This window comes from Flavobacterium pasteuri (assembly GCF_048286615.1).
In the GTDB taxonomy this organism is placed as follows: Bacteria; Bacteroidota; Bacteroidia; order Flavobacteriales; family Flavobacteriaceae; genus Flavobacterium.
Map to the genome: position 1 here is coordinate 357,982 of NZ_JBLVPN010000002.1, position 25,318 is coordinate 383,299.

Below are 25,318 nucleotides of genomic sequence, written 5' to 3' on the forward strand. Positions count from 1 at the left end.
AAAACTACTATGACTCCATTAAAACGTTTCTACAACTTACTTCAATTAGATAAAAAAGATGTCTATCAAATATTTTTCTATGCCATCTTTGCAGGATTAATCAGCTTGTCGTTACCGCTTGGAATTCAAGCAATCACTAACTTTATACAATCCGGAAGAGTCAGCGCTTCTTGGATAGTTTTAATTATTCTAGTGGTTTTTGGTGTTGCATTAGTTGGAATTTTATCATTAATGCAACTCCGCATTACCGAGAATTTACAGCAAAAAATATTTGTTCGTTCCTCCTTTGAATTTGCTGCTCGCTTGCCAAAAATAAAAACAGATCAATTATACAATTCATATCCACCAGAATTAGCCAATCGTTTTTTTGATACGATGACCATCCAAAAAGGAACTTCAAAGCTATTAATCGATTTTTCGGCGGCTCTCTTACAAATTGCTTTCGGCCTGATTTTATTGTCTTTATACCATCCTTATTTTATTGTATTTGGAGTTTTACTGTTTTTTCTTTTGTATTTTATATTCAAATTTTCATACAGATCAGGATTAGAAACCAGTTTAAAAGAATCTAAATTCAAATATAAAGTGGCAGGCTGGTTACAAGAAATGGCCCGAAATAATTTCAGTTTCAAAAATGACCTGAACTATAATTATGGTTTGCAAAAAAATAATAATTTGGTTAGTGATTATTTGAATTATCGCGAAAAACATTTTAAAATCATGCAAAGACAGTTCACACAACTGATTATTTTTAAAATCTTAATCACTGCAAGTTTATTGTCGATTGGAGGATTTTTAGTATTGTCCCAACAAATGAATATTGGGCAATTTGTAGCTGCAGAAATAATCATTTTATTAGTCATCAATTCAGTTGAAAAAATAATACTCGGACTCGAAACATTCTACGATGTACTGACTTCAGTTGAAAAAATTGGTCAAGTAACCGACTTGGAATTAGAGGAAGAAACCACGTTCAAAAGTGATACTTGTTATGCCAATATTTCATTAGAAACAGAAAATCTTAGTTTTAAATTTCCGGATTCAGACAAAGAAATACTGAGCAACATTTCCTTGAAAATTGAGCAAGGGGACAAAATTGCAATAGCAGGAGACAATGGTTCGGGAAAAACAACACTGATCCGAATATTATCTGGTTTATTGCAGCCTACATCTGGTTCTTTTTTCATCAATGATGATACGTTCAGAAAAATCAACCTGAAACAATACCGCTCCCAAATAGGCAGCATTATTCAAGGTGAAACACCATTTGAAGGAACGCTGTTATCTAACATCACCTTCAATGACAACTCAGTAAGTACTGAAGATTTAAGATGGGCCATTGAAGGTGTCCAACTTTCGTCATTCATCAAATCATTGCCAAAAGGTCTGGAGACTCGCATTTTTCCGGAAGGAAAACAATTATCGTCTTCTAATGCACAAAAAGTATTGCTGGCCAGAAGTATCATTCATAAGCCAAAAGTGCTTTTTTATGAAGATCCAACGGACATGATGGATGAAGAAATAGCTAATGAAGTTATTGACTTCATCACTTCCGAAAAAAATAAATGGACGATTATCGTTTCTTCTAAAAACCCATATTGGAAAACCAAATGTAATAGACGAATCATCATGCAAAATGGGGCGATTCAACTTGATTTAAAAAATAATTAGTCATGCTAAACATATCAGATAACAAAACAAAACTGGAACCGTTAGACCGTTACGAAACCGTCAGGAACTTAACTAACAGACCGCATTACAGGATTTTAAATAAAATCATAGCGGGCGTTTCAATAGTAGGCTTTGTGGCGCTATTTCTTCCTTGGACACAAAACATTTCAGGAACTGGAAGTGTGACTACATTAAAACCGGACCAGAGACCACAATCTATTCAAAGTGTGATTTCTGGTCGACTAGAAAAATGGTATGTTCAAGAAGGTGATTTTGTCAATAAGGGCGATACAATCCTGTTTATCTCTGAAATAAAAGAGGATTATATGGATCCTAATTTAGTGGAAAACACTAGAAACCAAATGAATGCTAAGAAACAATCTTTACAATCGTATGGTTCTAAAGTAAGTACACTTTCCGGCCAAATTCAGAACATTGAAAGGGAAAAGGTCTTAAAACTGGAACAAGCACAAAATAAAATCAAACAATCTCTTTTGAAAATAAAGAGTGACAGTATGGATCTTGTTGCTGTAAAAACCCAGCTGAGAATAGCAAATACACAATATGATCGTTCCGTTCAGCTGAATAAAGAAGGACTAAAACCACTTACCGATATTGAAGAAAAAAGACTAAAATTACAAGAAGTAGAAGCTAAAATTATCACGCAAGAAAACAAATACTTAACAAGCAAAAACGAATTTATCAACGCCAAAGTTGAAATAAACAGAATTAGCGCTGAATATGCAGAGAAAGTTTCAAAAGCCAATAGTGATAAATTTACAGCGCTCAGCAGTCAGTACGACACCGATGCTCAGGTGAACAAACTCGAAAATCAATATGCAAATTACAGTATTCGTAATGGCATGTACTACATCAAAGCATCTCAAAGTGGTTATATCAACAGAGCGTTGCAGTCCGGTATTGGGGAAACAATAAAAGAAGGAACTCCAATAGCAACCATAATGCCATCCGAATATGATATAGCGGTAGAAACTTTTGTAAACCCAATTGATCTGCCTTTATTGGCTAAAGGAGAAAAAGTTCGGGTTTGGTTTGATGGATGGCCAACAATTGTATTTTCAGGATGGCCTGATATGTCTTATGGAACTTTTGGTGGAGAAATTGTTGCTATTGAAAATTTCATCAGTGAAAATGGCAAATACCGCGTATTAATCGCTCCCGATAAAAAAGAAGCCAAATGGCCGAAACAATTAAGCATAGGAGCTGGAGCACAGACTATTGCCTTGTTGCATAATGTTCCAGTTTGGTTTGAAATTTGGAGAACATTGAACGGATTTCCGCCAAATTATTACAAACCAACGACCAAAACCACAAAAGAAAAGAAATAATGAAACATGTATTTTTAGCGCTTTTATTCTTTGGTTTTTCTGTAACTGCTCAAGAAATCGCATCAAAAGAACTTACCTACACCGAGTTTCTGGGGTATGTGAAAAAATACCATCCGCTGGTGAAGAATGCCAACTTGGAAATCAATAAAGCACAAGCTAATTTGATGATGGCTCGTGGTGGATTTGATCCAAAAATTGAAGTCGATTTTAGCAAAAAACAATTCAAAGACAAGGAATATTATTCCATTTTGAACAGCAGTTTCAAAATCCCAACTTGGTATGGAATCGAGATTAAAGCTGGATTTGACAATAGCGAAGGTGTTTACTTGAATCCACAAAACACACTTCCAAATCAAGGATTAACCTCGTTGGGCGTAACGGTTCCGCTTGGACAAGGTTTGTTTATTAATCAAAGAATGGCTGATGTTCGAAAAGCAAAAATGCAAATGCAATTGAGCCAAGCAGAAAGAAAACTGCAAGCTATTACAGTTTTATATGATGCTTCTTTGGCTTATTTTAATTGGAAGAAAAACTTCAATGAAGTGCAATTGTATGAAGAATACAACAAGAATGCACAAATTAGGTTCAAGGGAATTCAGTCGTTAATCCAGCAAGGTGACAAACCTGCAATTGACAGCGTTGAAGCGGGAATTATTGTAAAAAACAGAATCCTGAATCTGGAAGACTCCAAGCTTAAATTGGCTAAAGCCAAATTAGAACTTTCTAATTTTCTTTGGTTGGAAAACAATATTCCACTGGAAATATCCGATGAATTGATTCCCGAAACGCAATTGGAATTTACGATTCAGGAAAGTTTAAAAACCAATGATTTATTGAATACAAATTTCTCCATTACCAATCACCCAAAAATCAACGCGCTACAAAGTAAGATTGACATGCTAAATGTGGAAAAAAAATTAAAGGCCAATATGCTTTTGCCAAAAATTGATGTAGGTTATTCTTACATATCAGAACCCAGTTACATTGATAATTATCAGTTTGAGGATTATAAAATTGGATTGGATTTTTATTTCCCTTTGTTTCTTCGAAAAGAACGTGGTAGTTTGAAACTGGCGAAATACAAAGTTCAAGAATCCGAATTTACATTGGATTTAGAAAAAGTACAACTGACCAATAAAATAAATGCACAAAGGATGGAAATTGAATCCTTGCTAAGACAAAAGGAACTAATCAAAGGATTAGTAGAAGATAATCTAACGATGTTAAATTCAGAGGAAAGATTGTTTTCTTTTGGTGAAAGTTCCTTGTTTTTAATCAATACACGAGAGAATAATTTAGTCAGTGCACAGCTTTCAAAGATAGCTTTGGAGAACCGTTTTTACATTTCAAATTCAGAGCTTTTTAAAATAATGGCTAATCCGGATTAAATAATTTATAAAATTGTACTTTTGCAAACTGAAAATTCGAAATTATGATTATAGTAAAATCACGTGAAGAAATAGAATTAATGCGCGAAAGTGCCTTAATCGTATCAAAAACATTAGGAATGATTGCTTCTGAAATAAAAGAAGGAGTTACGACTTTATACCTGGATAAATTAGCCGAAACATTCATTCGTGACCATGGAGCTGAACCAAGTTTTCTTGGATTATATGGCTTCCCAAATTCACTTTGCATGAGTCCAAACGCACAAGTTGTTCATGGAATCCCAAACAATACACCTTTAAAAAGTGGTGATGTAATCTCAGTAGATTGTGGCGCATATAAAAATGGATACCATGGCGATCATGCTTATTCTTTTGAAATAGGTGAAGTCGCTCCTGAAACAAAAAAATTATTGCAGGTAACCAAAGAATCTTTATACGTTGGAATCCGCGAATTCAAATTAGGAAATCGTGTAGAAGACGTAGGAAATGCAATTCAAAAATATACAGAAGCGCATGGTTATGGCGTTGTTCGTGAATTAGTAGGTCATGGCGTAGGACAAAAAATGCATGAAGATCCTGAAATGCCTAATTATGGTAAAAAAGGGAGAGGAAAACTTTTTGTAGAAGGAATGGTTGTCGCTATTGAACCGATGATTAATATGGGTACCCGAAACATCAAACAATTAAAAGACGGCTGGACGATCCTTACTGCCGATGGAAAACCAAGTGCCCATTTTGAGCATGACGTTGCGATTATTGATGGGAAACCGGAGATTTTATCAACTTTTGGATACATCTACAAAGCGTTAGGAATTGTAAGTAATGAAGAAGATGAGTTTAGACAAACACCTTTAGTGCTGTAATGAAAAAACTATTTAAACTTGTACTCAATACTATCCCGCGTCCTATACTTATTCGTTTAAGTTATGTAGCGCGTCCTATTATCGCTTTTTCATTAAGAGGAACTAATTTCACCGACCCAATCGATGGAAAAAGCTTTAAATCGATGTTGCCTTATGGGTACGAAACACAAAGAAATAATGTGCTTTCGCCAAGTACACTTTCCCTGGAAAGGCATCGTTTATTGTGGTTGTATTTAAATAACGAAACTGACTTTTTTACTTCGGCAGCAAAAAAGAAAGTATTGCATTTTGCGCCAGAACAAGCTTTTTATAAATTGTTTAGAAACCAGAAAAATCTGGACTATACTACAACCGATTTGTTTTCACCGTTAGCGGATGTAAAAGCTGATATTTGTAATTTACCTTTTGAAGACAATCATTATGATGTTATTCTTTGCAATCATGTTTTAGAACACATTCCGGATGAAACTAAAGCCATGCAGGAATTGTATCGGGTTTTGAAACCAGGCGGAATGGCTATTTTACAAATTCCGCAGGATTTATCAAGAGCAACAACTTTTGCCGATGATTCCATTACGGATCAAAAAGAACGCGCTAAAATCTTTGGTCAATACGATCACGTTCGTATTTATGGCCGTGATTATTTTGATAAATTACGAAGCATTGGGTTTAAAGTAATTGAAGAAGATTACACAAATAAAATTGCCCCTGAATTAGTAGAGAAATATTGTTTAGCCAAAGGGGAAATTATTCCAGTTTGTTTTAAATAATTTACACTATAAAAAACCTGCTAAAGTTTATTTTAGCAGGTTTTTAGTTTATAAATTGAGTTGGTTTATTTTTTTTCAGGCATCAACATTCCAATTACTTTATCTTTTGTAAGATATTTTTTTGCAATATCTTGAATATCTTTAGCCGTTACTGCGTTTACAGTTTCTTCAAATTTCAAGACTTCTTCAGCGTTACTTCCATTGGTGTACGATCTTGTGAAATTAGACAACCAATATCTGTTTTCCTTACTGTCTTTTCTGAAATCAGCTAATTCCCCTTCTTTAAATTTAGCCACATCTTTTTCATCTGGTCCTTTATCGATAATATTTTGAAGTTCTTTTAAAGCAGAAGCTGTTAATTTCTCTGCATTATCTGGTCCACATGGGAAACCAATTGTAAAACTGTACGATCCATTTGGAACTTTATTCATGCTTCCTCTTGCAGAAACACCATAAACACCACTTTCATTTTCACGCAATTGCTCGATTAGTTTTATAGTCAAAACTTCTCCTAATGCTTGCATACTCATCGCATCTTTTGTAGAATATTTTGCATCTCCATAATACATGATCGTTACGTTACTTTTAGGATCTGTTCCTTTATTAACGACTTTTTTCAAATCTCCTTTTAGCATTCTATAGCCTAAATCTACGGCTTTCTCTTTTTTATCAGTCGCAGGTAAAGATGCTAAATATTTAATGGAATATGCTTCCATAGTTTTATCATCAATATTTCCAACGAAATAAAACTCAAAATCAGCAGCATTAGCAAAACGCTCCTTGTATTTATTGTACGCTAATGCATAATCCGTTTCTCCCCAAGTTTTTTCAGAAGGAATCAACCCGTTAAATCTAGGATTTTCTTTATTCAAATACGTATAAAACTCTTGCTGAAAATAAAAACTAGGTTGTGAAGCCATATTGTTAAAGAAAGCCGATTGCTTTTGTTTGTAGCCTTCAAAAGCGGTCACATCCATATTTAAATCGGTGAAATACGCATGCGTCATTTGGAACAAATATTCTAAATCCTTCGGAGTAGAATTTCCTCTTAAACCTTCAGTAGTTCCAGCTATATATGGATTTACTCTCGCTATTTTACCCGTCATAAATTTATTGATATCATTCAATTTCAATCCTGAGAATCCGGCTTCCGCCAAGGCCCCGTTAGCAAATTGAACTTTTTTCATATCCTCATTAGAGTATAAATTAGTTCCTCCAAGACTAACTGCCTCAAAAAGAACCTCATCATTTTTGAAATCTGTATTCTTATACGTTACTTTCACACCATTAGATAACACTACCGTTTTAGTTCCAATTTTAACATTACTTTCACGACTAACAATTGTACCCGGTTTAACTTCGTTTCTTATCAAACTTGTCGCAACGGCAGCATCTTCATAAGGCTTAATATCTTCAGTATTAATTTTCAAAGCATCAAGAACTTGTTGTTCTGTAACTTTTTTTAAACCTTCTTTTTCAGGGCCAGTAAGAATAATGACACGGTTGTCTTCTTTTACATAATCTTTAATTAAGCTATTTACATCCTTTAAATCAATCAAAGACATCAATTGTTTCATGGTTTGATACGTCCATTCAATCCCAGGAACCGGCTCTTTTTCCAAGAAATTAGCCTGGTATTCTCCAACAAAATTTACTGAATTCGTTTTGTCTCTGTCGTTATATGCTTTTTCAATAGAAGCAAGAAATTCTAATTTCGAACGATCTAATTCACCTTGTGTAAATCCAAATTTCTTAGCTCTTTCATTTTCAGTTATCAATACTTTCAAAGCACTTAATTGCTTATCTTCCTGAGACATTGCCACAGACTGATACGCTTTTTTATTTCTGGCAAAAGTTCCGCCATAATACGAATATCCGTAGGTAAATGGAGGTGTCGCTGAATTTGTAAGTTCATCCAATCGCGTATTTAAAAGCGTAGAGAACAATCCTTCGACAATGTAATTTTTGAAATCTCCAATATTTACGATAGGTTTTGGAGCTCCATAATCTTTGTAAATCAATTGTACTTGAGCGCTTGAAGCTTCTTTATCACTTTCAACAGCTACAAAAGTTTCCTTGTGATTAGGAACGTCATAAAATTTTCTAGGTTTTTCTTTGGCTGGATTTTTATAACCTGAAAAATGAGAAATGATTTTCTTCTCCATTTCTGCTACGTCAATATCACCAACAACAATTACGCTCATCAAATTTGGACGATACCAATCTTTGTAGAAATTAATTAGCGATTGGTGTTTAAATTTTTCTAAAATTTCTTTTTGACCAATTGGCAAACGCTCCGCATAGTGTGACTCATGCATCATTTTTGAAATGTAGCGACCCAACATTCTTTTTTGAGCACCTAAACCCAATCTGTATTCTTCTAAAACTACGCCTCTTTCTTTATCAATTTCTTCTGGTGTCAAAACGGTATTAAAAGCCCAGTCTTCAATAATTTGAAATCCTTTTTCTAATTTTTCAGGACTGTCAGATGGAATTGGTAAAAAATAAACCGTTTCATCAAAACTGGTATACGCATTTAAGTGTTGCCCAAACTTTACACCAATACTTTGCAAATAATCAACTAATTGATTTTTTGGAAAACGCTTAGTACCATTAAAACACATGTGCTCCATAAAGTGAGCCAATCCTTGTTGATCATTCTCCTCAAGGATAGAACCAGCATTCACTACTAGTCTAAGATCTACTTTTTTTTCTGGTTTGGCATTTTTCTTGATGTAATAGGTTAAGCCATTTTCAAGCTTGCCTGTTTTTACACTAGGATCAAACGGAATGGCCTTTGAATAATCCATTTGCTGTGCAAAAGCAGCCAATGGAAACAGCATAATCCCGAATACTAAATTGTTGATTTTTTTCATAGGGTTAGATATATTTGAAGTAAAAATAATAAGATAACTCTTAACTTTTAAAAATATTATATTTTAATTAACAGAAATTACATACAAAAAATACTTACTGTCTAAAATTACATACTTGGATAAATACGGGGAGTATTCCTTATATTTACAAAATCTTTAAGCGTTGCAAAATGATAAAACCTTTTTTTAAAATAGCCATCTTTTTACTTTTTGCATTCACAGCTAATTCTTCCTTTGGACAAGTCGAAAAAGAAGTAGCTGCACCTTACAATATTAAGACGATTTCTTTTTTACAGAGCGATCGAAATGTGCTTCCAATTTTTAAATTAGGAGAAGGATTTCAATTGCAGTTTGATGATCTTTTTGGTAATGAAGCTAACTATTATTACGAAATAATTCATTGCGATTACAACTGGAATCCTACCGCAATTCCAAAAAACGAATATTTACAAGGTTTTGACAATCAAAGAATTCAAGACTATACTAATTCCTTCAATACATTACAAATCTTTTCCCACTACAAATTATCAATTCCCAATCAATTTACACAGCAGTTGCGAATCAGTGGAAATTATATCATAAAAGTTTTAGACGAAAATAAAGAAGTGGTATTTTCCAGAAAATTCATTTTAAGCGAAGATCTTGTTACGGTTCCAATGCAGGTTAAGCGAGCACGAACAGTAAGCAATATAGAACTGAAACACAATTTAGAATTCTCTATAAAATCAAGCGTAATTACATTTCAAAATCCAATGAAGAACGTTAAAGTAGTCTTACTTCAAAACGGACAATTTAATACTACCATAAAAAATATAGTTCCACAATATACCATTGGAAATGACTTGATTTACAAATATGACCTTGAAACACAGTTTTGGGCAGGAAATGAATTTCTATATTTTGAGAACAAAGACATCCGCTCTGCAAGTAACAATATAGCGCGCATAGACTCTAATACCGCAATTTATGGTTCCTATTTGTACACTAATGGCGCACGAACAAATTTCCCTTATTCATTTACCCAAGATGTTAATGGTGATTTTGTTGTTAATAACATAAATACCACTAATCCTGAAATCGAAGCGGATTATGTTTGGGTTTATTTCAGTCTTTCTGCCCCTACTTTTAGAATGAAAAAAAATATTTATGTTGGCGGAATGTTTAATAATTACAATTTGACACCAGAATACAAAATGGATTATAATTCCCAAAAGAGCGTTTATGAAAAAGCTATTTTGGTTAAGCAGGGTTTTACAAACTATCAATATATTGTAGCTGATGATAAAGGAGTTATTGACTATGAAAATGCAATTGACGGGAATTTTTATCAAACCGAAAATGATTACACCGTACTCGTTTATTACAGAGAAAACACAGATCGATACGATAGAGTTGTTGGGAAAGGAATGGCAAATTCCTTAAATATTACCAACTAAAAAAACTTTTTAAAATTTAGCAAAACGAGTTCAATTTTTTGTAAATTTGTCAATAAACATATTCATCCATTTAATCATGGTTTCTCAAATAACAAGAGGTATAAAAATTTCAGTTTTGACTAGTTTTGAAGGAACCTACTTCAAAAACTACAAGATTCACTTTGCCTTTAGTTATGTAATCACAATTGAAAATCACAGTAAAGATTCTGTTCAGTTGATTTCTCGTCATTGGGAAATTTTCGATTCTCTAAATGCAATAGAAATAGTCGATGGCGAAGGTGTAATTGGTAAAAAACCAGTATTAAAACCCGGCGAGCAACACACCTACAGCTCTGGTTGTTTACTTTCTTCGCCTTATGGTGCCATGAAAGGATATTTCAACATGATTAACTTCACCTCTACAAGAAACTTCAAAGTTATCGTACCTACTTTTAGGTTATGTGCGCCGTTTGCTTTGAATTAAATCACAACTCTTTTATTAGAATTTTAACTTCCAATCTGATTCTCTGATTGATGAATTATTGCTACCTTTACAGCTCAATTTTTGATTCTAATTAAAATCTATTAATATGCCAAAAGGAATTTACAACGTCCCAAAAGCGTTTAACGAAACCGTTAAGTCATACGCTCCAGGAAGTCCGGAAAGAGAAGAAGTTCTAGCCACTTTCAATAAAATGTATAATGAAACAGTAGATGTGCCTTTATACATTGGAGGAGAAGAAATCCGTACAGGAAAAACTCAATCAATAAATCCTCCTTTCGACCACAAACACACTGTGGGACAGTATCACGAAGCAAATAAAGAACATATAGAAAAAGCCATTTCAACTGCTCTAGAAGCTAAAAAGAAATGGGCAAATTTAGCGTGGGAACACAGAGCTTCGATATTTTTAAAAGCTGCTGAATTGCTTGCTGGACCTTACCGTGCAAAAATAAATGCAGCTACTATGATTGCTCAGGCAAAAACAGTACATCAAGCTGAAATTGATGCAGCATGTGAATTTATAGACTTTTTACGTTATAACGTACAGTTCATGACTCAAATTTATGCTGAACAACCCGTTTCATCAGAAGGTGTTTGGAACAGATTAGAGCATAGACCACTTGAAGGATTTGTTTATGCCATCACTCCATTTAACTTTACAGCAATTGCAGGTAATTTACCAGCTGCTCCAGCATTGATGGGGAATGTTGTAGTTTGGAAGCCAAGTGCTACACAAATTTATTCTGCAAATGTAATCGTAGAAGTATTCAAACAAGCAGGATTACCGGATGGTGTAATCAATGTAGTTTATGGAGACTCAGCAATGATTTCTGAAACTTTATTAGGAAGTCCAGATTTCGCAGGAATTCACTTTACAGGTTCCACTCGTGTTTTCAATGACATTTGGGGAAAAATTGGACAAAACATCAGCAAATACAAAACATATCCTAGAATCGTAGGAGAAACTGGTGGTAAAGATTTTGTTGTAGCACATTCATCAGCTATACCAGCTCAAGTTGCTACAGCACTTTCCAGAGGAGCTTTCGAATACCAAGGACAAAAATGTTCTGCTGCTTCAAGAGCTTATGTACCAGAATCTATATGGCCGGAAGTAAAAAAATTATTAGTAGCCGATTTAGCTTCTATGAAAATGGGATCTCCAGGAGACACCAATAATTTCGTTTCATCCGTAATTTCAGAAGGTTCATTTGACAAATTAGCCGGTTTTATTGACCAAGCTAAAAAAGATGCTGATGCCGAAATTATTGCAGGAGGAAATTACGACAAGTCTGTTGGTTATTTTATAGAGCCTACCGTTATCGTAACTACAAATCCAAAATACAGTACAATGGAAACCGAATTATTCGGACCAGTATTGACAATTTACGTTTACGAAGATGCTAAATGGGAAGAAACACTTGTATTAGTAGATTCGACTTCTGAGTACGCATTAACAGGAGCTGTCTTGAGCCAAGACCGTTATGCCATAGAATATGCAATGAAAGTTTTAGAAAATGCCGCAGGTAATTTCTACATCAACGACAAACCAACAGGTGCTGTTGTAGGACAACAACCATTTGGTGGAGCTAGAGGTTCAGGAACTAATGACAAAGCTGGTTCTGTATTAAACTTATTGCGTTGGGTTTCTCCAAGAACCATCAAAGAAACTTTTGTTACTCCAGAGAACTATAGATATCCATTTTTAGGATAATAAATTAGTCGTAAAGTTTAAAAGTCAAAAGTCTTAAAGAACATACAAATAGTAAAAAGCCGAATCTAGATTTAGATTCGGCTTTTATTATTCTAGTTAAAAATCATTTAAAAAAAACATCAGGAATTTACAACAATAGCTTTTTATTCATAAAAGTCAAAAAAAACTTTTGCTGGTCAACAAAAGAATAATGAGAACAATTATCTATAATTTCAAGATTATTCTTCCCAACAATACTTTTCAAATCAGACAATTGTTTTATTGAGAACACCCCATCATTTTTACCGTAAAGTGCATAAATTGGAATTCCCAAACTATCAATATTTTTTAAAATAGGGATTGTATTTAAATTATTTTTAGCTTCATTCTTATAAAACTTTGTAGGTGATTCAGGATTTCTATAGCTTGTTTTATAAATACTACCCTCTTCATAATCTAGTCGTAATTTCTTACTTTCAATAGTTGGATTTGGCATATTAAAAAAAAACATATCGTCTGCAATTTCAAAACATTGTTTTCTATATAAAGCTGAATTTTTACTTAATTTTTTAATATCAACAATATGATTTAACTTTGAAGAATCATTTTTGAACTGTTTTTTTGCTCTTCTCAAAATATGGTTATAGGTTGCTTGTTGCGAAAATAAAGCATCAACTAAAATTAAGCTTTTTACCTTTTCAGGATATTTATTAGTAAACAATGCTGCTAATATCCCTCCAAAACTATGGGCGAGAATATTTGCTTTATCAATCTTATACATTTTATAAATCCATAATAAATCATCAAAACCTTCATCAAATGTCATTGTCGCATTAACATCTTTTGAACGACCTTCTCCTCGCCTATCGTAAACAATTACATAAAAACCTTTATCTGCTAATTTTTGTGCAGTCGTGGCTTCAAATAAATTGGAGTTTCCACTGGGACCTCCATGAATGAATATAATAGGCAAATCATTATAATCACCATAATGTTGTGTGTAAATATTCTGAGCATTTACAGAGTTGAGTGTAATAAAAAATAAAATTATTAATACTTGCCTCATTATTTTTATTAAAATGATCTTGACTATAAATCCTTTAAACTTATCTAAACCGTAAACTTCAACGGTACATGTACCACTTTCTTAGTTTCAAAGAATTCATCTTCGAAGAAATCAGCTAAATTGTATTCCGTAGCTTTTGGGAAATCCTTCAATTCTTCCGTTAAATCTCCTCCTTTTAAATAAAGAATTCCATTTTTCAATTCGTGTTTGTTGTTCTTTTTGATTTTGGTTTTTACCCAAGAAACAAAATCCGGCATATTTGTAACGGCACGACTCACGATAAAATCGAAATCTCCTTTCACATTTTCGGCACGCATTTGTTCCGCTTTTACATTTTTCAATTCCAATCCTTCGGCAACAGCCTGAACCACTTTTATTTTTTTTGCAATAATATCAATCAAATAAAAACGCGTTTCTGGAAAAAGAATCGCCAATGGAATTCCAGGAAATCCTCCACCAGTTCCAACATCAAGAACATAGGTTCCTGGTTCGAATTTAATGACTTTAGCAATTCCCATCGAATGTAAAATATGTTTGGTATACAAAGCATCAATATCTTTTCTCGAAATAACATTGATTTTTTCATTCCAATCATGGTATAAAAAATCAAGTTTTTCGAACTGTTCTTTCTGAATATCAGTCAAATTAGGAAAATACTTAAGAATCTCGTTCATCTATTATTTTTTTAACAAAAGTAATACTTTAGAGTTAAAATATTTATCTCAATTTTGTATATCGAAAAATTTATAATAATTACCTTTGAACTTTATTAAATACATATGAATAATAATGCGCCAACATTTGCTAAGCAAGATAGCCTAAAGTTTTTTAGAACACTTAACTCACGGGTTAACAATTACTTCAAAGAAAACAACATCCAAAAGACCGGCAATTGGAAACTATATTTGAAAACTATAATTCTGTTTTCAATTTTTCTTGCACCTTATTTTTTAATTCTGACACTTGGAATGCCATTTTGGGCACATCTTCTATTGACAATAGTGATGGGAATTGGAATGGCTGGAGTGGGAATGAATGTGATGCACGATGGAAATCACGGCTCCTATTCTAATAAAACCTGGGTCAACAAATTCATGGGTGGAACTATTTATGTTTTGGCAGGAAATGTATACAACTGGCAAGTGCAACATAATGTTTTACACCACACCTACACAAACATTCCGGGTCACGATGAGGATTTAGATGCCGGACGTGTTATCCGTTTTACTAAAGAAGCAAAATGGTATAATTTCCACCGTTTTCAGCAATATTATTCTGTATTCTTATACGGATTACTAACTTTCAACTGGGCTATCACAACTGATTTCAAACAGATGAGAAGCTACTTGAAAAGAAAATTATCTTACGGAGAAGCGAAAAGCCCAAAAATACTTTGGACGACTTTAATTATCACCAAAGTAATTTATGTTTCTATCTGGATCGTATTACCAATCGTTATTGGAATCACTTGGTGGAAAGTATTAATTGGTTTCTTCGTGATGCATTACACTGCTGGATTAATTCTAAGTGTTGTGTTCCAATTGGCACACGTTGTTGAAGAAACGACTAATCCATCACCAAATGAATTAGGTGAAATGGATAATACTTGGGCGATACACCAATTGTTTACGACTACTAATTTTGCTCCAAAAAACGCAATTGTTAACTGGTACACTGGCGGATTGAATCACCAAATTGAGCACCATATTTTCCCAAATATCAGTCACGTGCATTATGGTAAAATTGCCAGTATCGTAAAAGAAACGGCTCAAGAATGCAACTTGCCGTATTACGAATACAAAACAATGCGAAGCGCCGTTATTGCTCATTTCAAGCATTTAAAAGATTTGGGAATGAAACCGGAACTTACATAATTAAACGAAACATAACATGTTGTAGAGATGTACCGCAGAGCATCTCTACCATGCATCTTTACAATAATAAATAAACTAACTACAACCTATTACAATGAATCCATTATCCGATAGAATTAACAATCTAGCAACATCACAAACATTAGCTATGGCTGCCTTAGCCAGAGAATTAAAAGCACAAGGAAAAGACATTATCAGTTTAAGTTTAGGCGAACCTGATTTTAATACGCCAGACTTTATCAAAGAAGCGGCTAAAAAAGCGATAGACGAAAATTATAGCACTTACTCTCCAGTAGAAGGATATGCAGAATTAAAAGAAGCCATTTGCAGAAAATTCAAAAGAGACAATGATTTAGAGTACAAACCATCTCAAATTGTAGTTTCAACAGGAGCAAAACAATCCTTATACAACATTGCACAAGTAATGCTAAACGATGGTGACGAGGTAATTTTACCAGCGCCTTACTGGGTTTCGTATTTCGAAATCGTAAAATTGTCCGGTGGAGTTCCTGTAGAAGTTCCTACATCTGTAGATACTGATTTCAAAATCACACCAGAACAATTAGAAGCGGCAATCACACCAAAAACAAAAATGATGTGGTTCAGTTCTCCTTGTAATCCAAGCGGATCTGTTTATAACAGAGAAGAATTAACGGCTCTTGCAAAAGTGCTAGAAAAATACCCACACGTATATGTTGTTGCTGACGAAATCTACGAGCACATCAATTTCTCAGGGACTTTTTGCAGCATCGCATCTATCCCAGGAATGTTAGAAAGAACAATTACCGTTAACGGAGTTGCCAAAGCTTTTGCCATGACAGGATGGAGAATTGGATATATTGGCGCACCAGAATTCATTGCTAAAGCGTGTACAAAAATTCAAGGTCAAGTAACCTCAGGAGCAAATTCTATCGCACAACGCGCTACCATTACAGCGGTAGATGCTGATCCAAGTGTATTAAAACACATGGTTGACGCTTTCCACAGCCGTAGAGATTTAGTGGTAGGATTATTAAAAGAAATTCCAGGAGTAAAAATCAACGTTCCCGAAGGAGCTTTTTACGTATTCCCAGACATTTCTTCTTTCTTCGGAAAAACATTGAAAGGAACCGAAATCAATAATGCAATGGATTTATCAATGTACCTTTTGGCCGAAGCTAACGTAGCAACGGTAACAGGTGACGCTTTTGGTAATCCTGACTGTATCCGTTTCTCTTACGCAACCAGCGACGAGATCTTGAAAGAAGCATTAAAAAGAATCAAAGATGCTTTGGCACTATAGTCAAATCTCATAAAATCGAAAGTTAGAAAGTCAAATATCCAACTTACAATACCATCAAAACCTCAAGACATTCTTGGGGTTTAGTTGTTTTTGGGCGTGACCGCAAGGGTCGGGCTTTACGCTTCAATCTTTATATTTTTAAAGAAAAAATATAAAGGATTTCCACTGCACTCCCTCACGCAAACCCTGCCAAAATCCTAATTATTCTAATCTAGTACGGAATGTTCGTGAGGTATACCTACAAATAACAACGCAAACAGAAAAATAATGAAATTTATGATAGTTTATGTTTTCAATTCTGGCTCAATTTCAACATTGCATTTGCAACATTTAAAGTTGATTTGTCATATTGCTCATGTCCATATCCAAAATTCTCATTTAACTCATAAAACAATCTATAAATATCAAAAGGATTTTGAGAATCTGAAATCCATTTTACAATTATTTCTAAAATCTCATTCATATTGGTTTGAAAAGTCATTCTACCATCAGACAATCTGATACCATTATTGTCAGATTTTTTCTTACCGTTGTTTAAGAAAATGTTTTTTTCGTCATAAATAATATCTCTTATTTCTTTATATTCTTTTCCTTTTGGTAAATACTCCATCAATAGTTTGCGAATTCCTTTATAGTAAATATTATATTTTTCTTCAGGATTTTCAAACTCTTTACCAACTAATTTGCGTAACTCATCAATTTCTTCTAAACCACCAATCTCAGAATTAAAGCTTAGCTGCTTACCAATCTTCTCATTAGATTTTTGAAGTATTTCTAATCTTTCTAAATCAGCTTTAGAAATTTCTAAATCTTCTTCTTTCCTAATTTTTTTATTTTCGTCTTCAATCATAACTACTAAAATTTAATTTCTAAAATGGTTTTTATTTTCTCACTTGCTTGCTTCAAATTTTTATCATCCCAAGAAATTGGACTTAATTTCTTCAAAGATTCCGAATAGTCAGGATAAAAGTCTCTAAAAGCAGCATGATAACTTTTCTTATATAGTTTATCTTGATACCAAGTGAAAAATGAATAAACAATTGACTCATGCAATTCATTTTCCTTTGCAAATTTTGACACTAAATATGAATTATTAATATATTTTTTAATGTAGTGAAACTTCTCTTCGCTTAAAAAAATATCCCGCGCAAAAGAATCAGCTTTCTCTTCAATTAAAAATAAATCATTATCACCTGTTAAATGAAAACTATTAGTTTCAATTAAATCAAAATCAAATAATACATGATGCAATTCATGCATTAATGTAAACCAAAGAGTTGGATATTTTTTGTTAAAGTCCGTTAAAACGATACAGGGTTTACCATTTATAATGAATGTAGCTCCTTTAACCTGAGTAGTAGAAAGATAATTTTGAAAAATAACTGTGACTCCAAGATTATATAATGCTCTGCAAACAGTGAAAAGTCCATTTTGTAAATCTTGTGAATATGGCTTGATTTTCACTATTAAATCTTTTAATCTTTCACGATTATAATCATTCGGATTATCGATAATCTTAAAACTTTGATAAGCTGATTTTATCCAAAAGTCTTTCATTTTATCTGAAAAATTTCTTTTAACTCTGCTGTACAGAGGTTCATCAAGTTGTTTTTCGAAGTCACTTATTGAGTTTAAGCCGAAAAAAGACAAAACTTTGTCAACTAACACTTCAGTATCATCATTATTGCTAAAAAAACCAAGTTTGGTTAAAGCTTTTATGTCAAAATTCTTAACTAAAAAGGTTGCTTTTCTTGCATTTTCAATTGAAGAAATATTTTCTTTGCTTTGATTCTTTAGAACAACATTAATAAATTCATTAATATCAATATTCAAAAACTCTGAAATCTTAACAATATTAATAAAATTTGGTTGTTTTGCAGTGCCTGAAATTATTTCTTCAAAAACATCTTTGTCTATGTTGAGTAATTTTAGAGCTTTTGTTTTACTTAAATTATATTCAATCAATTTAGTTTCAAAAATTTCTCTTATATCAATATAATTATCCTCTGAAAAAATTGATTGTAATAATTTATTTATGCCTACTGATTTCATATAAAGGGTATTTACCTCGCAAATATAATCAAAATATGACATTAAAAAACATTTTAAGGGAAATTACCCTTAAAAAAATAATTATAACTCATTTGAGTAATGCACATAATAAAAGTTAAGTTTGTATATAATATGATTTGAGTAAATTGAAAAACGAAATTAATCTAGTCTCAAATTACTTTTGTTAAGGAAATATTAGACTTTCCTTCAAATATTTATAAAAAAACAGAAAAAAAAATGTTTAATATTTAGACAAACCCGTTACAATCATTTAACATTATTCTAAAAAACAAACTCTAACATCCACATCAAACCCAAACCATCATGCTCACCGCCATCAACCCAAAGTTACCCATGCGTAACAAAGCAATTACACGGAATTTCTACATCAACCAATTGGGTTTTCAGGAATGGGGTAATGCAGACTTTGATGGGTATTTGATGGTGCAAAAAGACAGCATTGAAATTCATTTTTTTGAAATTGCAACTATTAATGCTGTCGAAAATTACTCAGGAGTTTACATTCGGGTGCAGGATATTGAAACCGTATATAAAAACTTCTTGAACAACGGCGTTACCATTCATCCCAATGGTCCTCTGGAAATCAAACCTTGGGGACAAAAAGAATTTTCGATATTGGATCCGGATCATAATCTATTGACTTTCGGGCAAAGTTTATAGCGAATGGGCAGTCATAAAAAAGCAATTTAGTATTTTTACATTCTAATTAAGACTTCAAAAAATGAAAATACTATTGCTAGGCTCAGGCGAATTAGGAAAAGAATTTACAATCGCGGCACAACGTATCGGGCAAATCGTAATCGCTGTGGACAGTTACGAAAATGCTCCTGCCATGCAAGTTGCCCATGATTTTGAGGTCATCAACATGCTCGACGGAGATGCGTTAGACAAAATCGTCGCCAAACACCAACCAGATTTCATCGTTCCTGAAATAGAAGCTATTAGAACCGAACGTTTTTATGATTACGAGAAGCAAGGTATCACCGTAGTTCCTTCTGCGAAAGCGGCAAACTTCACGATGAATAGGAAAGCGATCCGTGATTTAGTATCCAAAGAATTAGGTTTAAAAACCGCAAATTATCGCTACGCCACCACTGCCGAGGAATTGCAAAAAGGTGTTGAAGCTGTTGGAATGCCCTGCGTGGTAAAACCCTTAATGTCTTCGTCTGGAAAAGGACAATCAACCATCAAAACCGAAGCGGATATCAAAAAAGCATGGAATTATGCTGTGGAAGGTTCCCGCGGCGATGTGGTTGAGGTAATTGTAGAAGCTTTCGTCAAATTTAATTCGGAAATCACTTTATTAACCGTTGTTCAAAATAATAACCCAACACTTTTTTGTGCGCCAATTGGTCACCGTCAAGAACGTGGCGATTATCAGGAAAGCTGGCAACCCGCCAGAATATCCGACAAGGATTTGTACGAAGCGCAAGACATGGCCGAAAAAGTAACAGAAGCTTTGGGTGGTGCAGGACTTTTTGGAGTCGAATTTTTCTTGGCTGATGATGGTGTTTATTTCTCGGAATTATCGCCTCGACCTCATGATACCGGAATGGTGACATTAGCCGGAACACAAAATTTCAACGAATTCGAATTGCACTTACGAGCTATTCTCAGTTTACCCATTTTCGAAATTACATTAGAAAAAGCGGGAGCGAGTGCTGTAATTTTAGCTTCGGAAAATTCAACCAATCCAACCTATTCCGGAATAGAAAATATTGCTTCCTTAGCAAAAACTGATTTCAGAATCTTTGGCAAACCAACTTCAAGACCATATCGAAGAATGGCTGTAGCTTTAGTCAATGATCGTTTAGAAACTCCAATTGAAGAAGTGGTAGAAAAAGCGAAGAAAGCAGCCAGTTTAGTTACCGCACACCCATAATTTGCTATAGATAATATTGTCAAGTCGAGCGCAGTCGAAACTAAACGGTAAGACTCGACTGCGATCGAATTGACAAACGTCTAAAGGAAACGAGATTGATCCCCATTACTTTTTAGAAGTACGAAAATCTGTCGGAGTTATTCCTGTATGTTTCTTGAACAATCGTGTGAAATACGAATAATCATCAAAGCCTAATTCCGTTGCAATTTCATTGACGGTAAACTTTTTATCCATCAGCATGCGTTTCGCTTCAAGGATAATCCTAGCTGTAATCACTTCAGTTGTGGTTTTTTGCAACATTTCATTGCAAATCCTGTTCAAGTGTTTCAAAGTAATATTGAGTCGTGAAGCGTAGAAAAAAGGCGCCTTTTCTGTTTTAAAATTTTGCTCTAAAAGCACTTCAAAATTTTTAATTTTCACATTATACGAATGTGCTTCATGCAAATGTGTTTCACTATATTTTCTGGCAATTTCAATGTGAATAATATCCAACAAATTCATTATTTTATCTTGCTTCAACAGCTGATTTGTATGAGTTTCTTCAATCAGACTCTCAAAATAAGGGAGAATAGCTTTCGATTCGGCTACATCAAAAAACATTTCTGGCTTATTGTCCACCGAAGAATAAAAAGGATAATCGCCAATGGTTTTTTGTCCAAAATAAAGATTATACATTTCCTGCGAATAGAAAATTACGAATCCTTCCACGTCATCAGATAAATTCCAATGATGCATTTGTCCGGGTTGCAAAAAAAACATACTACCTGGCTGAATCGTAAACACATCAAAATCGATTTCATGCGTTCCGGAACCATTGGTAAAAAAGACAAAAACATACGAATTATGCCTGTGCGGTTCCTCAACAAAACTATGGTCGATTAGGTGATTTTTGAAGGTATTAATATACAAATCACTATTTACTGAAGTACAGTTAAACCGCTGAATGTTATAAATAGGATATTTTTTCATTTCGCTTCAAATGTCTTTATTGTGCTATAATTAGCGAATATAGAAAACATCCATGACATGAATAAGAAATACCTTTGATAAAAATAATTACGATGTCAAATTCTATTGTACACATCCTGAATAATGATTGCCCTAATTGTCTTAAAGGCAAAGTATTCAATGAAAAAAGTATATTTTTCAATTTTGGATTCCCTAAAATGAACGAATATTGCTCTCATTGCAATTATAAATTCGAAAAAGAACCTGGTTACTTTTTTGGAGCCATGTATGTAAATTATGGTTTAACAGTGGCCCAAGGAATTGCTACCTATGTTATTGCCCAATTCTTCTTTAAAGAAACTTTCGATTTAAGGATCATTCCAATTATTGCTGTAGTGATTATCGCCATGGCTTCTATTAATATTCGTCTTTCCAGATTATTGTGGATTTACATGTTTAAAAATTATTCGATATAAAAAAACCTGTATCTTAGCTAAAGTAAAATTTAATCATTTATGAAAAAGATACTATACTTAGCTATTTTATTCTCTGCGACACTTGCAAGCGCTCAGGATAAAAAAGAAGAACCAAAACTTCAAATTGTCGAAGCTTCATGCGGACAATGCCAGTTTGGGATGGAAGGACACGGTTGCGAATTAGCCGTTCGCATTGACGGAAAATCCTATTTTGTTGACGGAAGTTCTATCGACTCCCATGGTGATGCGCATGCCAGCGATGGTTTTTGCTCAGCGATAAGAAAAGCAGAAGTGGTTGGTGAAGTGGTTGACAATAAATTCAAAGTCACCTTATTCAAATTACTGCCAAAAAAATAAGAAAAGGGCTTAAAGAATTTTCTTTAGGCCCTTTGTCATTATTTCGATTTCAGACTCGATTTCAGATTGATATTCTCAAAACTCGAAATATCAATTACTTCTTCTAAGTCTATATCAAAAGAAATTTTTATACTGTCACCCACCATTGTCACCGGTAATTGATTGGATATTTGTGAAGAACCCACAAAAATATTAGGATAATCTTTGACTTTAAAATAATAAAAACTATTCCCGTTTTTTACATCATTTTGGATTCGGGTTACCACTGATTTCAGCGATTTTTTATTGGAAACACTATTTGGATTTATTTTATTATCCGCCATATTATAGACGTTTTTAAACGAAGTCAAGGTTTCTCGCATCGTATTACCCACGCCCACAATCGTATAATCTGAGATGGCGACCATCGCAAACATTTTAACCAATCCACCATCATCTTTAAGCGTCATCACATACGTGGGAATGTTATTGATATTATACGGAATAGGCAACGAAGCCTTATATCCTTTCTCCTGAACTTTCCCTTGTGCAGAGCTTTGAGCAGCAAATTCTGTCGCGCCACCTTGTTTATAAAAAGTAGTTTCCTTGGTTCTGGTATCTACCAATACAAAACCTACAGCAGACTCTTCTTTCCCCACCGAAGTCAATCCTGTGTACCAATAGGATTTATTATCTTTTCCGTAAACTAATGTTAATCCTTCCGTGATTTGGAGTTTATCCGCATTAGAGAAATTCCAGTACCCATGAACATACTCACCCCAATCGTTCAATTGATCTTCTATAAAATCCAAAGGCTGGATTCGGTCTACCCATTTTGGCGTTTCAGCAATTGAATATTCATTTATAACACCAGATTGCGCATCAACCACAGCTACACCCGTAGCTTCTTTTCCTGAGAAACCAATTTTTTTTATATATTTAGTAACAACCCAAAACGGATTCCCAGCATCATCAATCTCAAAGCTAAAATCAGCCAGACCAAAAGTAACGTTGCCATTAAAATAAACGTGTCTGTGAATGTCACTTTGAAAATAAGCACCTTGCTGGTACTTAATCCTGATATTCTTTCCTCCCACATTCTGAACTAATTTCACATCGCGTTCATTGGTTGCAGAAACCATAACATATCCCGCAGTTCCCTCCTGATTATTAAACCATTTTAAAAACCCCGAATGTAATAATGGTGCAACCCAGTACAAGCTGTTATTCACTTTTTGAATACAAAAATCCCCTAATTCTACTTGACTACCCAAAGCGGGTTGTGAACCTAAAATTTTCTCACCCAAAAGATGCGCTAATTCCTCATCAACCACACGGATTTTATCAATAGAAATTGGAGCAATATGATTGGTTATTTTTTGGCCGTTTTTGACTTCGCCTATTAATTTTTGGTACGAATCGCTTCGGAATATTTTTAAGCTTGTCATAAAAGGAAGCGCGATACAATACACTAAAAGTATTCCTGCTAGAATATACAAAACCTTGCTCGGCCTAGCGACAATCTTCACTTGCTTTGTTTGTTGTGAAACTGTAAGTCCCAAAGAAAATAAAATTCCAAGAATAACTAATAATAACAAAACAATAGCAAAGCCCGTAAATCCATAATTAATAACCGGCAGGGTGATGTAAAAAAGGAAAAATCCAAAAAGGACTAGAAAAACAATTGAGAAGATTTTTTTCATGATATTCAATCTTTATATTTTAACATTAGTCTTTAATCCTTCTAAATGTTACACTAAAAAAGTGTCAATTTTAAAGAAAACAGAAACCCTATTTACAATACCGCAAAAAATAGTATTTTTGCATCCCGATTGAAATTCATTTTTCAATCCATGCATTTTTTCAATCTTTAAATTAGACACATGAAATGCCTTTTGGCATTACATCTGACAAATCAATAACAATAAAAAATTACAGATGAAAGCATACGTATTTCCAGGTCAAGGCGCACAATTTACAGGAATGGGTAAAGACTTATATGAAAATTCAACTCTTGCAAAAGAATTATTCGAAAAAGCCAACGAAATTTTAGGTTTCCGCATCACAGACATCATGTTTGAAGGAACATCCGACGAATTGAAAGAAACCAAAGTCACACAACCGGCCGTTTTCTTGCATTCAGTGATTTTGGCAAAAACGTTAGGGGAGGATTTCAAACCAGAAATGGTAGCAGGACATTCACTAGGTGAATTCTCTGCTTTAGTAGCAAATGGCGCTTTGTCATTTGAAGACGGATTGCGATTGGTTTCACAACGCGCTTTGGCAATGCAAAAAGCCTGCGAAATAAAACCATCTACAATGGCAGCCGTTTTAGGACTGGCTGATAATATCGTAGAAGAAGTTTGTGCTTCGATTGACGGAATTGTAGTAGCGGCAAATTACAACTGCCCGGGACAATTAGTAATTTCTGGAGAAACATCAGCAGTAGAAAAAGCATGTGAAGCGATGAAGGCTGCGGGTGCAAAACGTGCGTTGTTATTACCTGTTGGTGGTGCTTTTCACTCTCCAATGATGGAACCGGCTCGAGAAGAACTAGCTGCAGCTATTGAAGCAACTATGTTCTCAACTCCTATTTGTCCGGTATATCAAAACGTAACGGCTAGCGCAGTTTCAGATCCAGCCGAAATTAAGAAAAACCTAATCATTCAATTGACAGCTCCGGTAAAATGGACACAATCTGTACAACAAATGATTGCTGACGGTGCTATTTTATTTACTGAAGTAGGTCCCGGAAAAGTATTGGCCGGATTGATTGGAAAAATTGATAAAGAAGCGATTACTGCGAATGCATAGTTAGCCTTAAATGTTCAAAATAGCATCCTCATAAACAAGA

General features: G+C 34.0%; 22 protein-coding genes. 15 read left to right on the forward strand and 7 right to left on the reverse strand.

The window, feature by feature from the left end; all coding sequences use genetic code 11:
* Positions 1-9 precede the first annotated feature (9 nt).
* From ACNQF6_RS04235 to ACNQF6_RS04255, 5 genes are read left to right on the forward strand one after another with little or no spacing between them, the layout of a single operon-like run.
* Positions 10-1,671, forward strand: coding sequence for a peptidase domain-containing ABC transporter (locus ACNQF6_RS04235; protein WP_417963549.1), 1,662 nt, complete (start codon positions 10-12; stop codon positions 1,669-1,671).
* A 2-nt stretch (positions 1,672-1,673) separates the two neighbouring features.
* A complete protein-coding gene (locus ACNQF6_RS04240; RefSeq protein WP_417963551.1) occupies positions 1,674-3,020 on the forward strand; it encodes an HlyD family secretion protein in 1,347 nt (448 codons plus the stop codon).
* Positions 3,020-4,408, forward strand: a complete 1,389-nt coding sequence (locus ACNQF6_RS04245) for a TolC family protein (protein ID WP_417963553.1) — start codon at positions 3,020-3,022, stop codon at positions 4,406-4,408. Before ACNQF6_RS04240 ends, ACNQF6_RS04245 begins: the two co-directional genes overlap by 1 nt.
* A 44-nt stretch (positions 4,409-4,452) precedes the next feature.
* On the forward strand, positions 4,453-5,271 hold the full coding sequence (gene map / locus ACNQF6_RS04250) for a type I methionyl aminopeptidase (protein WP_121342801.1): 819 nt from the start codon (positions 4,453-4,455) through the stop codon (positions 5,269-5,271).
* Positions 5,271-6,041 carry a class I SAM-dependent methyltransferase gene (locus ACNQF6_RS04255; protein WP_417963555.1) on the forward strand — a complete coding sequence of 257 codons (771 nt, stop codon included), beginning with the start codon at positions 5,271-5,273 and terminating at the stop codon, positions 6,039-6,041. Before map ends, ACNQF6_RS04255 begins: the two co-directional genes overlap by 1 nt.
* A 65-nt stretch (positions 6,042-6,106) precedes the next feature.
* On the opposite strand, the gene ACNQF6_RS04260 is transcribed toward ACNQF6_RS04255, so the two are convergent.
* Complete coding sequence (locus ACNQF6_RS04260; RefSeq protein WP_417963557.1) at positions 6,107-8,917, reverse strand: M16 family metallopeptidase; 2,811 nt, start codon at positions 8,915-8,917, stop codon at positions 6,107-6,109.
* Between the two features lie 170 nt (positions 8,918-9,087).
* Here ACNQF6_RS04260 and ACNQF6_RS04265 point away from each other — a divergent pair, with 170 nt between their 5' ends.
* The 3 genes from ACNQF6_RS04265 to pruA all read left to right on the forward strand — a co-directional run bounded on the left by ACNQF6_RS04265 (position 9,088) and on the right by pruA (position 12,548).
* On the forward strand, positions 9,088-10,353 hold the full coding sequence (locus tag ACNQF6_RS04265; protein ID WP_417963559.1) for a type IX secretion system plug protein: 1,266 nt from the start codon (positions 9,088-9,090) through the stop codon (positions 10,351-10,353).
* A 76-nt stretch (positions 10,354-10,429) separates the two neighbouring features.
* Entirely contained in the window at positions 10,430-10,816 is a 387-nt protein-coding gene (apaG, locus tag ACNQF6_RS04270) for a Co2+/Mg2+ efflux protein ApaG (protein ID WP_315206627.1), read from the forward strand.
* A gap of 106 nt (positions 10,817-10,922) precedes the next feature.
* A complete protein-coding gene (gene pruA / locus ACNQF6_RS04275) occupies positions 10,923-12,548 on the forward strand; it encodes an L-glutamate gamma-semialdehyde dehydrogenase (protein WP_417963561.1) in 1,626 nt (541 codons plus the stop codon).
* A gap of 127 nt (positions 12,549-12,675) precedes the next feature.
* Here pruA and ACNQF6_RS04280 read toward each other — a convergent pair whose 3' ends face one another.
* Both ACNQF6_RS04280 and rsmG read right to left on the reverse strand, forming a co-directional pair.
* A complete protein-coding gene (locus ACNQF6_RS04280; RefSeq protein WP_417963563.1) occupies positions 12,676-13,593 on the reverse strand; it encodes an alpha/beta hydrolase in 918 nt (305 codons plus the stop codon).
* 44 nt (positions 13,594-13,637) lie between these two features.
* A complete protein-coding gene (gene rsmG / locus ACNQF6_RS04285) occupies positions 13,638-14,267 on the reverse strand; it encodes a 16S rRNA (guanine(527)-N(7))-methyltransferase RsmG (RefSeq protein ID WP_417963565.1) in 630 nt (209 codons plus the stop codon).
* A 105-nt stretch (positions 14,268-14,372) separates the two neighbouring features.
* On the opposite strand from rsmG, the gene ACNQF6_RS04290 reads away from it, so the two are divergent.
* Positions 14,373-15,467 carry a fatty acid desaturase family protein gene (locus ACNQF6_RS04290; protein ID WP_417963567.1) on the forward strand — a complete coding sequence of 365 codons (1,095 nt, stop codon included), beginning with the start codon at positions 14,373-14,375 and terminating at the stop codon, positions 15,465-15,467.
* Positions 15,468-15,561: 94 nt separating this feature from the next.
* Positions 15,562-16,749 carry a pyridoxal phosphate-dependent aminotransferase gene (locus tag ACNQF6_RS04295; protein WP_417963569.1) on the forward strand — a complete coding sequence of 396 codons (1,188 nt, stop codon included), beginning with the start codon at positions 15,562-15,564 and terminating at the stop codon, positions 16,747-16,749.
* Positions 16,750-17,041: 292 nt separating this feature from the next.
* Here ACNQF6_RS04295 and ACNQF6_RS04300 read toward each other — a convergent pair whose 3' ends face one another.
* Both ACNQF6_RS04300 and ACNQF6_RS04305 read right to left on the reverse strand, forming a co-directional pair.
* Positions 17,042-17,599 carry a hypothetical protein gene (locus ACNQF6_RS04300; RefSeq protein WP_417963571.1) on the reverse strand — a complete coding sequence of 186 codons (558 nt, stop codon included), beginning with the start codon at positions 17,597-17,599 and terminating at the stop codon, positions 17,042-17,044.
* A gap of 5 nt (positions 17,600-17,604) precedes the next feature.
* On the reverse strand, positions 17,605-18,801 hold the full coding sequence (locus ACNQF6_RS04305) for an ImmA/IrrE family metallo-endopeptidase (RefSeq protein ID WP_417963573.1): 1,197 nt from the start codon (positions 18,799-18,801) through the stop codon (positions 17,605-17,607).
* A gap of 324 nt (positions 18,802-19,125) precedes the next feature.
* On the opposite strand from ACNQF6_RS04305, the gene ACNQF6_RS04310 reads away from it, so the two are divergent.
* The gene (locus ACNQF6_RS04310) at positions 19,126-19,482 is read left to right on the forward strand and encodes a bleomycin resistance protein (protein WP_417963575.1); all 357 of its coding nucleotides are present in this window, start codon (positions 19,126-19,128) and stop codon (positions 19,480-19,482) included.
* Between the two features lie 61 nt (positions 19,483-19,543).
* Positions 19,544-20,704 carry a formate-dependent phosphoribosylglycinamide formyltransferase gene (gene purT / locus ACNQF6_RS04315; protein WP_417963577.1) on the forward strand — a complete coding sequence of 387 codons (1,161 nt, stop codon included), beginning with the start codon at positions 19,544-19,546 and terminating at the stop codon, positions 20,702-20,704.
* Positions 20,705-20,809: 105 nt separating this feature from the next.
* On the opposite strand, the gene ACNQF6_RS04320 is transcribed toward purT, so the two are convergent.
* A complete protein-coding gene (locus ACNQF6_RS04320) occupies positions 20,810-21,673 on the reverse strand; it encodes an AraC family transcriptional regulator (RefSeq protein ID WP_417963579.1) in 864 nt (287 codons plus the stop codon).
* Positions 21,674-21,765: 92 nt separating this feature from the next.
* On the opposite strand from ACNQF6_RS04320, the gene ACNQF6_RS04325 reads away from it, so the two are divergent.
* Together ACNQF6_RS04325 and ACNQF6_RS04330 are read left to right on the forward strand one after the other, a co-directional pair.
* Complete coding sequence (locus ACNQF6_RS04325) at positions 21,766-22,128, forward strand: DUF983 domain-containing protein (protein WP_417963581.1); 363 nt, start codon at positions 21,766-21,768, stop codon at positions 22,126-22,128.
* Between the two features lie 39 nt (positions 22,129-22,167).
* Entirely contained in the window at positions 22,168-22,485 is a 318-nt protein-coding gene (locus ACNQF6_RS04330; protein WP_417963583.1) for a DUF6370 family protein, read from the forward strand.
* A 38-nt stretch (positions 22,486-22,523) separates the two neighbouring features.
* Here ACNQF6_RS04330 and ACNQF6_RS04335 read toward each other — a convergent pair whose 3' ends face one another.
* On the reverse strand, positions 22,524-24,167 hold the full coding sequence (locus ACNQF6_RS04335) for a hypothetical protein (protein WP_417963585.1): 1,644 nt from the start codon (positions 24,165-24,167) through the stop codon (positions 22,524-22,526).
* A 235-nt stretch (positions 24,168-24,402) separates the two neighbouring features.
* Between ACNQF6_RS04335 and fabD the strand changes: the two genes are divergently transcribed.
* On the forward strand, positions 24,403-25,278 hold the full coding sequence (gene fabD, locus ACNQF6_RS04340; protein WP_417963587.1) for an ACP S-malonyltransferase: 876 nt from the start codon (positions 24,403-24,405) through the stop codon (positions 25,276-25,278).
* Positions 25,279-25,318 lie beyond the last annotated feature (40 nt).

Coding starts and splice junctions, on each gene's coding strand:
- ACNQF6_RS04235 (WP_417963549.1), top strand. CDS start 10: ATGACTCCATTAAAACGTTTCTACAACTTACTTCAATTAGATAAAAAA.
- ACNQF6_RS04240 (WP_417963551.1), top strand. CDS start 1,674: ATGCTAAACATATCAGATAACAAAACAAAACTGGAACCGTTAGACCGT.
- ACNQF6_RS04245 (WP_417963553.1), top strand. CDS start 3,020: ATGAAACATGTATTTTTAGCGCTTTTATTCTTTGGTTTTTCTGTAACT.
- map (WP_121342801.1), top strand. CDS start 4,453: ATGATTATAGTAAAATCACGTGAAGAAATAGAATTAATGCGCGAAAGT.
- ACNQF6_RS04255 (WP_417963555.1), top strand. CDS start 5,271: ATGAAAAAACTATTTAAACTTGTACTCAATACTATCCCGCGTCCTATA.
- ACNQF6_RS04260 (WP_417963557.1), bottom strand. CDS start 8,917: ATGAAAAAAATCAACAATTTAGTATTCGGGATTATGCTGTTTCCATTG.
- ACNQF6_RS04265 (WP_417963559.1), top strand. CDS start 9,088: ATGATAAAACCTTTTTTTAAAATAGCCATCTTTTTACTTTTTGCATTC.
- apaG (WP_315206627.1), top strand. CDS start 10,430: ATGGTTTCTCAAATAACAAGAGGTATAAAAATTTCAGTTTTGACTAGT.
- pruA (WP_417963561.1), top strand. CDS start 10,923: ATGCCAAAAGGAATTTACAACGTCCCAAAAGCGTTTAACGAAACCGTT.
- ACNQF6_RS04280 (WP_417963563.1), bottom strand. CDS start 13,593: ATGAGGCAAGTATTAATAATTTTATTTTTTATTACACTCAACTCTGTA.
- rsmG (WP_417963565.1), bottom strand. CDS start 14,267: ATGAACGAGATTCTTAAGTATTTTCCTAATTTGACTGATATTCAGAAA.
- ACNQF6_RS04290 (WP_417963567.1), top strand. CDS start 14,373: ATGAATAATAATGCGCCAACATTTGCTAAGCAAGATAGCCTAAAGTTT.
- ACNQF6_RS04295 (WP_417963569.1), top strand. CDS start 15,562: ATGAATCCATTATCCGATAGAATTAACAATCTAGCAACATCACAAACA.
- ACNQF6_RS04300 (WP_417963571.1), bottom strand. CDS start 17,599: ATGATTGAAGACGAAAATAAAAAAATTAGGAAAGAAGAAGATTTAGAA.
- ACNQF6_RS04305 (WP_417963573.1), bottom strand. CDS start 18,801: ATGAAATCAGTAGGCATAAATAAATTATTACAATCAATTTTTTCAGAG.
- ACNQF6_RS04310 (WP_417963575.1), top strand. CDS start 19,126: ATGCTCACCGCCATCAACCCAAAGTTACCCATGCGTAACAAAGCAATT.
- purT (WP_417963577.1), top strand. CDS start 19,544: ATGAAAATACTATTGCTAGGCTCAGGCGAATTAGGAAAAGAATTTACA.
- ACNQF6_RS04320 (WP_417963579.1), bottom strand. CDS start 21,673: ATGAAAAAATATCCTATTTATAACATTCAGCGGTTTAACTGTACTTCA.
- ACNQF6_RS04325 (WP_417963581.1), top strand. CDS start 21,766: ATGTCAAATTCTATTGTACACATCCTGAATAATGATTGCCCTAATTGT.
- ACNQF6_RS04330 (WP_417963583.1), top strand. CDS start 22,168: ATGAAAAAGATACTATACTTAGCTATTTTATTCTCTGCGACACTTGCA.
- ACNQF6_RS04335 (WP_417963585.1), bottom strand. CDS start 24,167: ATGAAAAAAATCTTCTCAATTGTTTTTCTAGTCCTTTTTGGATTTTTC.
- fabD (WP_417963587.1), top strand. CDS start 24,403: ATGAAAGCATACGTATTTCCAGGTCAAGGCGCACAATTTACAGGAATG.